Origin of the sequence: Limosilactobacillus alvi (assembly GCF_016900115.1) — a bacterium.
In the GTDB taxonomy this organism is placed as follows: Bacteria; Bacillota; Bacilli; order Lactobacillales; family Lactobacillaceae; genus Limosilactobacillus; species Limosilactobacillus alvi.
On sequence record NZ_JACJJQ010000091.1, the window covers coordinates 1 to 419 of the forward strand.

Genomic DNA, 419 nt, shown 5'->3' on the forward strand with positions numbered 1-419 from the left:
ACCTCCTTTCTAAGGAATTAATCGGAAACCTACACAGCGTTGAAACTTTGTTCAGTTTTGAGGGGTTTACCTCTCAATTTAATAGCTCGCTTATTTGGGCCTATAGCTCAGTTGGTTTAGAGCGCACGCCTGATAAGCGTGAGGTCGGTGGTTCGAGTCCACTTAGGCCCATTATGGGGAATTAGCTCAGCTGGGAGAGCACCTGCTTTGCAAGCAGGAGGTCATCGGTTCGATCCCGATATTCTCCATTACCAACGATAGTTGGTAAAAGTTTGTACTTTGAAAACTAAATAATATCTTTTCTAAATAATCAAGAAAACCGAGAACACCGCGTTATTTGAGTTTTAACGAATATAATCGCTATCTCAATTAACTCGATTGATCGACGATCAATCAGGTTAAGTTACAAAGGGCGCATG

2 tRNA genes are annotated in these 419 nt (G+C 41.8%); both read left to right on the forward strand.

What is annotated here, in order from left to right:
• Positions 1–96 precede the first annotated feature (96 nt).
• A tRNA-Ile gene (locus H5993_RS09210) sits at positions 97–171 on the forward strand.
• A 4-nt stretch (positions 172–175) separates the two neighbouring features.
• Positions 176–248 (forward strand) — tRNA-Ala (locus H5993_RS09215).
• The last annotated feature ends 171 nt before the right edge of the window (positions 249–419 follow it).